The organism is Mesorhizobium sp. M2A.F.Ca.ET.067.02.1.1, from assembly GCF_004023285.1.
Classification (GTDB): Bacteria; Pseudomonadota; Alphaproteobacteria; order Rhizobiales; family Rhizobiaceae; genus Mesorhizobium.
Genome location: NZ_RZSB01000296.1, coordinates 1 through 6,733, shown reverse-complemented (window position 1 = coordinate 6,733; position 6,733 = coordinate 1). Strand labels below are relative to the sequence as shown.

Below are 6,733 nucleotides of genomic sequence, written 5' to 3'. Positions count from 1 at the left end.
TCACCGATGTGGTCGAGCGCTGGGTGCGCGAGGATCCAGGACAATGGATGTGGTTCCACAAGCGTTGGGAAATCAGCGGCCGCCGCCGCAAGCGCCGACAGGCGAAGGCGGCAGCTGACCAATAACTGGCCAGCATTATCGCAATTAGTTGGTCACGACGATCCGCGTGTTGCCGAAGCCGGCTTCCTTGACCATCGCGTAGAACGTCGCGGCGTTGGCCGGATGCAGGCGCACGCAGCCATGCGACGCCGGGCGCCCGAGATGTCTCACCGCCCCGGTGCCGTGAATGGCGTAGCCGCCGTGGAAGAACACGGAATACGGCATCGGCGAGTTGTCATACTTGCGCGAATACCACATCCGGGCGGTCCATTGCGGCCGGTAGCTGCCGCGCGGCGTGAAATAGCCGGGGCGCGCCGTCGACACGCTCCAGCGGTAGAGCACCTGGCCGTATTTGCTGACGGTCATGGTCTGCGACGAGACGTCGATATTGGCGACCAGGTTGGCTGCCCGGCTTGCGATGGACATGCCGAACAACGCGGTTGCCAGCACGGTTGCCATGAGAACGAACTTTTTCATGCGATCAAACCCCTTTGATTGCCCCTGCCATTGACGCGGTTTTTCCATCTTTTTGCCGGCAGATGCGTTAAGTACCACACACTCCTTGACGAATCCGCCAATCCAATCCGATGAATTTGAACGATTTTCCCGGCATAGTTGCCGCCTCGACACGCACCCTCTGAAGTTTAAGCGCGAGCGTTGGGCCATCCCCCGATCGTCGTGTGGCAATGTGCGACTGGTTGCTTGCAAAAGTGCTGCGTTCCTTCTTCAATCCACCGAATGAGTGAACGACTTCGCATGAATGAGCGGCTTCTCGGGGCGGTCGAGGACCGGACAGACGACTTGGTTGCGCTGACCGCGGACCTGATCCGCTTCCCGACCGTCAATCCGCCGGGCGAGGCCTACCGGCCATGCGCCGAGTTCCTGGGCGAGCGCCTGAAGAAACTCGGCTTCGAAACCGAATTCATCCGTGCCGAGGGCGCGCCAGGCGACAGCGACCGCTATCCGCGCGTCAACGTGGTCGCCCGCCTCGACGGCCGCTCGCCCGGCCCCTGCGTGCATTTCAACTCGCATATCGACGTCGTCGAGGCCGGCGACGGCTGGGCCGTCGATCCCTTTGCCGGCGTGGTGAAGGACGGCAGGGTCTATGGCCGCGGTGCCTGCGACATGAAGGGCGGCCTGGCGGCCTCGGTCATCGCCGTCGAAGCCTTCATGGAAGCCTATCCCGGCTTTCCCGGCGCCATCGAGATCTCGGGCACGGCGGATGAGGAATCCGGCGGTTTCGGCGGCGTCGCCCATCTGGCCAGGCTCGGCTATTTCTCCAAGCCGAAGGTCGACCACGTCATCATCCCGGAACCCTTGAACAAGGACCGCATCTGCCTCGGCCATCGCGGCGTCTGGTGGGCCGAGATCGAGACCAAGGGCGAGATCGCGCATGGCTCGATGCCGTTCCTCGGCGACAATGCGGTGCGCCATATGGGCGCCGTCCTGCAGGCTTTCGAGGAGGAACTCTTCCCGGCGCTCGACCGCAAGATGACCCGCATGCCGGTGGTGCCGGAAGGCGCCCGGCGCTCGACCATGAACATCAATTCCATCCATGGCGGCCAGACCGAGGATTTCCGGCCGGGGCTTCCCTCGCCCAACGTGCCGGATTGGTGCCGGCTCACCATCGACCGGCGCTTCCTGCTCGAAGAGGATATCGCCACCGTCAAGGGCGAGGTCACCGGCATCCTGGAGCGGCTGAAACGCGAGCGCAAGAAATTCGACTATGAGATCCGCGACCTGATGGAGGTGCTGCCGCTGATGACCGAGCGCGACGCGCCAGTGGTGAAGGCCGTCGCGAAGGGCATCATGGAGGTGTTCGACCGCGAACCCGACTATGTGATCTCGCCCGGCACCTACGACCAGAAGCACGTCGCGCGCCTCGGCCACCTCTACGACTGCATCGCCTATGGCCCGGGCATTCTCGACCTCGCGCATAGGCCGGACGAATGGGTGGGCATCGCCGACATGGTGGAATCGGCCAAGGTGATGGCGATCGGCCTCAATGTGCTCTTGCGCGGCACGACCGGCTAATGGGCAAAAACATTCCGCCTGGCGCCGCCCGGCAGCACGAAACGCAATTTACTCGCGCGCCAAATCACGCTTCTATCCGCCAGCTTGAGCATGTTTGAGCAATGGGAGTTCAGCGATGAGACTGTGGAAGACCATCCTGGCCGCGGCTACCCTGTCGCTTGCCGCCGCCACCTCGGCCTTTGCCACGCGCACCGACCTCACGCTCGGCATCGTGCTCGAGCCGCCACATCTCGATCCAACCGCCGGCGCGGCCGCGGCCATCGGCGAAGTCACCTATGCCAATGTCTTTGAAGGGTTGACGCGCATCGACGACAACGGCCAGGTTCAGCCCGCTCTCGCCGAGAGCTGGGCAGTCTCCGACGACGGCAAGGCCTACACGTTCAAGCTGCATTCCGGCGTGAAGTTCCACGATGGCTCGGCCTTCAGCGCCGACGACGTGAAATTCTCGCTGGATCGTGCGCGTACCAAGGATTCGCTCAATCCGCAAAAGCAGCTCTTTGCCCACATCACCGATGTCACGGCGGTCGATCCGACGACCGTCAAGGTCACTCTCGACGGGCCGCAGGGCAGCTTCCTTTACGACATGGGCCAAGTTGCGGCAGTGATCGTGGCGAAGGGGTCGGCCGACGGCAATAAGGACAAGCCGATCGGCACCGGTCCATTCAAGCTCGATCACTGGGCCAAGGGTTCCGAGATCACGCTCGTCAAGAACCCGGACTACTGGGGTACAGCCGCCGCGCTCGACAAGGCGACATTCCGAATCGTGCCCGACGCGGCCGCGGCCGTCCCCGCCTTGCTCTCGGGCGACATCCAGGCTTTCGCCAACATGCCCGCACAGGACGCGCTCGGGCAGATCCAGTCCGATCCGCGCTTCAGCATGGTGATCGGCTCGACCGAGGGCGAAACGATCCTGTCGATCAACAACAAGAAGCCGCCCTTCGACAAGCTGGCGGTGCGGCAGGCGCTCGCCTCGGCGATCGATCGCAATGCCATCATCGCGGCCGCCTCGAACGGTCTTGGAAAGCCGATCGGCTCTCATTTTTCGCCAGGCGACGCGGGCTATGTCGATCTCACCGGCGTCTACCCGCACGACATCGCCAAGGCCAAGGCGTATCTGAAGGAAGCGGGGCTGGAGAACGGCTTTTCGGCCACGATCAAGCTGCCGCCCGTCCCTTACGCACGCGACGGCGGCCAGGTGATTCAGTCCCAACTGAAGGAGATCGGGGTCGATCTGCAGATCATTCCGGTCGAATGGGCGGAGTGGCTGAGCCAGGTCTTCACCAACAAGGACTACGACCTGACGATCGTTTCCCATGTCGAGCCCAACGACATCGATATCTATTCGCGGCCCGGCTACTATTTCCAGTATGACAACCCGAAGTTCAACGATGTGATCAAGGCGCTCGGGACCACGGTCGACAAGGATAAGAGGCTGGAGCTGCTGGGCGAGGCGCAGAAGATACTCGCCCACGACGTGCCCGCCGTCTACCTGTTCGAGCTGCCCAAGATCGGTGTGTGGGACGCCAAGCTGCAGGGCATGTGGACGAACTGGCCGATCGAGGCGGATGACCTCACCCAGGTGAAGTGGACGGATTGAGCCCGGCGCGATCGCCCGATCGCTTCCCATGACCGTCTACCTCCTCAAACGTCTCATCATCTCGGCCCTCACCCTGGTGCTGGCCTCGATCGTGGTGTTCGCGGTCATGGAGGTCCTGCCGGGCGATCCGGCGCGCCTGATGCTGGGCTTGAATGCCAGCGCCGACCAGGTCGAGATGCTGCGCGACCAGATGGGGCTGAACGCGCCGCTGCTGCTGCGCTACCTGCACTGGGCGGGCGGCTTGCTCAGCCTCGATTTCGGCCGTTCCTACACCTATTCGGTGCCCGTCATCGATCTGGTGCGGGAACGCATCGCCGTTTCCCTGCCGCTGGCGCTGATCGCGCTGGCGCTCTCGACCATCATCGCCATTCCGGTCGGCGTGTTCTCGGCCAGCCGCCAGGGCCGCGCCGGTGATACGCTTGCCATGGGCGCGGCCCAGCTCGGCGTCGCCGTGCCGAATTTCTGGTTCGCGCTGATGCTGATCTATCTCTTTGCCGTCTGGCTGCGGCTGGTGCCGGCCGGCGGCTTCCCGGGTTGGGGCGCCGGTGTCTGGACCGCGTTGAAATCCCTTATCCTGCCGGCCGTGGCCCTGGCGCTGCCGCAGGCGGCGATCCTGGGGCGCGTCGCCCGCTCGGCGCTCATCGAGGTGCTGAACGAGGATTATATCCGCACCGCGCGCGCCAAGGGCCTGCCCTACCGCGCCGTGCTCTGGCGCCATGCGCTCCGCAACGCCATGATCCCCGTGCTCACCATCCTCGGCCTGCAATTTGCCTTCCTGCTCGCCGGCACCATCATCATCGAGAATGTCTTCTACCTGCCTGGCCTCGGCCGCCTGATTTTCCAGGCCATCACCCAGCGCGACCTGATCGTGGTCGAGAGCATCGTCATGCTTCTGGTCGCCGCCGTGATCCTGATCAACCTGCTCGTCGATTTCTCCTACGCCATCGTCGACCCGCGCCTCAGGGGCCGGCAATGACCATGCGCATCGACCTGCCCGAGGAAACCATTGCCGGCGTGCTGGCCAAGGCCTTCGGCAACCGCTCCTTCCTGATCGGTCTGGCCATCACGCTGCTGATCGTGGCCGTCGCGCTCGTCTCCTTCGTCTGGACGCCTTACGACGTCACCAAACTAGTCATTGCCGACAAGACGCAGCCGCCCTCCTGGGCGCACGGGTTCGGCACCGACCATTTCGGCCGCGACATCCTGTCGATGATCATGGTCGGCGCCCGCAATTCGATCGCCGTGGCGCTGGTTGCGGTCGGCATCGGCATGGGCATCGGCGTGCCGCTAGGCGCTTTCGCCGCCGCGCGCGGCGGGATAGTTGACGAGGCGCTGATGCGCGTCAACGATCTCGTCTTCGCCTTCCCGGCGCTGCTCTCGGCGATCATGATCACCGCGATCTTCGGCCCGGGCGCCGTCAACGCCATCATCGCCATCGGCATCTTCAACATACCGGTCTTTGCGCGCGTCGCCCGCGCCGGTGCGCTGGCGATCTGGCCGCGCGAATTCATTCTCGCCGCGCGCGCCGCCGGCAAGGGCATGACGCGCATCACCATCGAGCACATCCTGCCCAACATCGCGACGCTGCTTTTGGTCCAGGGCACCATCCAGTTCGCGCTGGGCATCCTCGCCGAAGCCGGGCTTTCTTATGTCGGCCTCGGCGCGCAGCCGCCCATGCCGAGCTGGGGCCGCATGCTGTTCGACGCACAGACGCGCATGGTGACCGCGCCCTGGATGGCGATCTTTCCAGGCATGGCGATCGTCATCACCGTGCTTGGGCTGAACCTGCTCGGCGACGGCATCGCCGATATCCTCGATCCGAAATCACGGCGGCGCCGATGAGCCTGCTCGAGATCGAGAACCTGTCGCTGACGATCGGCGCCACACCCATCCTGAAAGGCGTCGAGCTGACAGTCTTGCCGGGCGAGGTCGTCGGCCTTGTCGGCGAATCCGGCTCCGGCAAGTCGATGACGGCGCTGACCGTCATGCAGTTGCTGCCGCATCTGGCGCGCGCCGAGGGTCGCGTGACCTTTGACGGCATCGACATCCTCCGCGCCACCGAAGACCAGATGTGCGCCTTGCGCGGCGACGATATCGGCATGGTCTTCCAGGAGCCGATGACGGCGCTCAATCCGGTCAAGACGATCGGCAAACAGGTGGCCGAAGGCATTCGCTGGCACACCAAGGCGGGCCGCGCCGAAGCCGAGGACCGCGCGCGAAAGATCCTCGACCGCGTCGGGCTGCCGGAAGCCAAGTTCCCGCTGTCGCGCTATCCGCACGAACTTTCCGGCGGCCAGCGCCAGCGCGTTGTCATCGCCATCGCCTGCGCGCTGAAGCCTAAGCTACTGATCGCCGACGAGCCGACGACGGCGCTCGACGTGGTGCTGCAGGCGCAGATCCTCGATCTGTTGCGCGATCTGGTCCGCGAAAACCGCATGGGCCTGCTGCTCATCTCGCACGACCTCGCTGTTGTCACCGAGATGGCCGACCGCCTGACCATCCTGCGCCATGGCGAGGTGACGGAAGCCGGCGACACCGCGCGCACGCTGTCCGAGCAACAACACCCCTATACGCGCGAGCTGGCACTGGCTTCCATGCATGTGCCGGCGCGGCCGAAGCCGCATCTTGCCGGGTCGGCAAAACCCTTGCTCGAAGTCGAAGGCATCGGCCGGGACTATCCGAGCCGGCGCAAATCCCTGTTCCGGCCGGCGCAGCCGATCCGCGCCGTCGACAATGTCTCGCTCACCATCGAGCCCGCGCAATCCGTGGCCCTCGTCGGCCGCTCCGGTTGCGGCAAGTCCACGCTTGCCCGCATGATCCTCGCCTTGGACAAGCCGACGGCGGGCACGATCCGCTTTCGCGGCGAGGCCATCACGGGTAAAGCGGAGGCCGAGCTGAAGCCGGCGCGGCGCGACATGCAGGTCGTGTTCCAGGATCCCTACGGCTCCTTCGACCCGCGCCAGAAGGTGGAGAAGCTGGTGGCAGAGCCGCTGCATCTTCTGC

The 6,733-nt window shown here is 64.6% G+C and carries 6 protein-coding genes and 1 pseudogene; 6 read left to right on the top strand and 1 reads right to left on the bottom strand.

Annotated features, from left to right (window positions below):
* Window positions 1–125, top strand: a pseudogene (locus EOA28_RS19805) (lipid A biosynthesis lauroyl acyltransferase); the annotation flags it as partial.
* Window positions 126–144: 19 nt separating this feature from the next.
* Here EOA28_RS19805 and EOA28_RS19800 read toward each other — a convergent pair.
* Entirely contained in the window at window positions 145–576 is a 432-nt protein-coding gene (locus EOA28_RS19800; protein ID WP_127253235.1) for a L,D-transpeptidase, read from the bottom strand.
* Between the two features lie 279 nt (window positions 577–855).
* Here EOA28_RS19800 and EOA28_RS19795 point away from each other — a divergent pair, with 279 nt between their 5' ends.
* From EOA28_RS19795 to EOA28_RS19775, 5 genes are all read left to right on the top strand, one after another.
* A complete protein-coding gene (locus tag EOA28_RS19795; RefSeq protein WP_127253232.1) occupies window positions 856–2,133 on the top strand; it encodes an acetylornithine deacetylase/succinyl-diaminopimelate desuccinylase family protein in 1,278 nt (425 codons plus the stop codon).
* Window positions 2,134–2,248: 115 nt separating this feature from the next.
* The gene (locus tag EOA28_RS19790; RefSeq protein ID WP_127253230.1) at window positions 2,249–3,730 is read left to right on the top strand and encodes an ABC transporter substrate-binding protein; all 1,482 of its coding nucleotides are present in this window, start codon (window positions 2,249–2,251) and stop codon (window positions 3,728–3,730) included.
* A gap of 28 nt (window positions 3,731–3,758) precedes the next feature.
* A complete protein-coding gene (locus EOA28_RS19785) occupies window positions 3,759–4,706 on the top strand; it encodes an ABC transporter permease (RefSeq protein WP_128315187.1) in 948 nt (315 codons plus the stop codon).
* Complete coding sequence (locus EOA28_RS19780) at window positions 4,703–5,572, top strand: ABC transporter permease (RefSeq protein ID WP_127253228.1); 870 nt, start codon at window positions 4,703–4,705, stop codon at window positions 5,570–5,572. The genes EOA28_RS19785 and EOA28_RS19780 overlap by 4 nt, the downstream gene beginning before the upstream one ends.
* A partial coding sequence (locus EOA28_RS19775) for an ATP-binding cassette domain-containing protein (protein ID WP_148670766.1) occupies window positions 5,569–6,733 on the top strand: 1,165 nt, incomplete at its 3' end. The genes EOA28_RS19780 and EOA28_RS19775, both read left to right, overlap by 4 nt.

What these genes read in the sequence shown, in the direction of transcription:
- EOA28_RS19800 (WP_127253235.1), bottom strand. Translation starts at nt 576, where the DNA reads ATGAAAAAGTTCGTTCTCATGGCAACCGTGCTGGCAACCGCGTTGTTC.
- EOA28_RS19795 (WP_127253232.1), top strand. Translation starts at nt 856, where the DNA reads ATGAATGAGCGGCTTCTCGGGGCGGTCGAGGACCGGACAGACGACTTG.
- EOA28_RS19790 (WP_127253230.1), top strand. Translation starts at nt 2,249, where the DNA reads ATGAGACTGTGGAAGACCATCCTGGCCGCGGCTACCCTGTCGCTTGCC.
- EOA28_RS19785 (WP_128315187.1), top strand. Translation starts at nt 3,759, where the DNA reads ATGACCGTCTACCTCCTCAAACGTCTCATCATCTCGGCCCTCACCCTG.
- EOA28_RS19780 (WP_127253228.1), top strand. Translation starts at nt 4,703, where the DNA reads ATGACCATGCGCATCGACCTGCCCGAGGAAACCATTGCCGGCGTGCTG.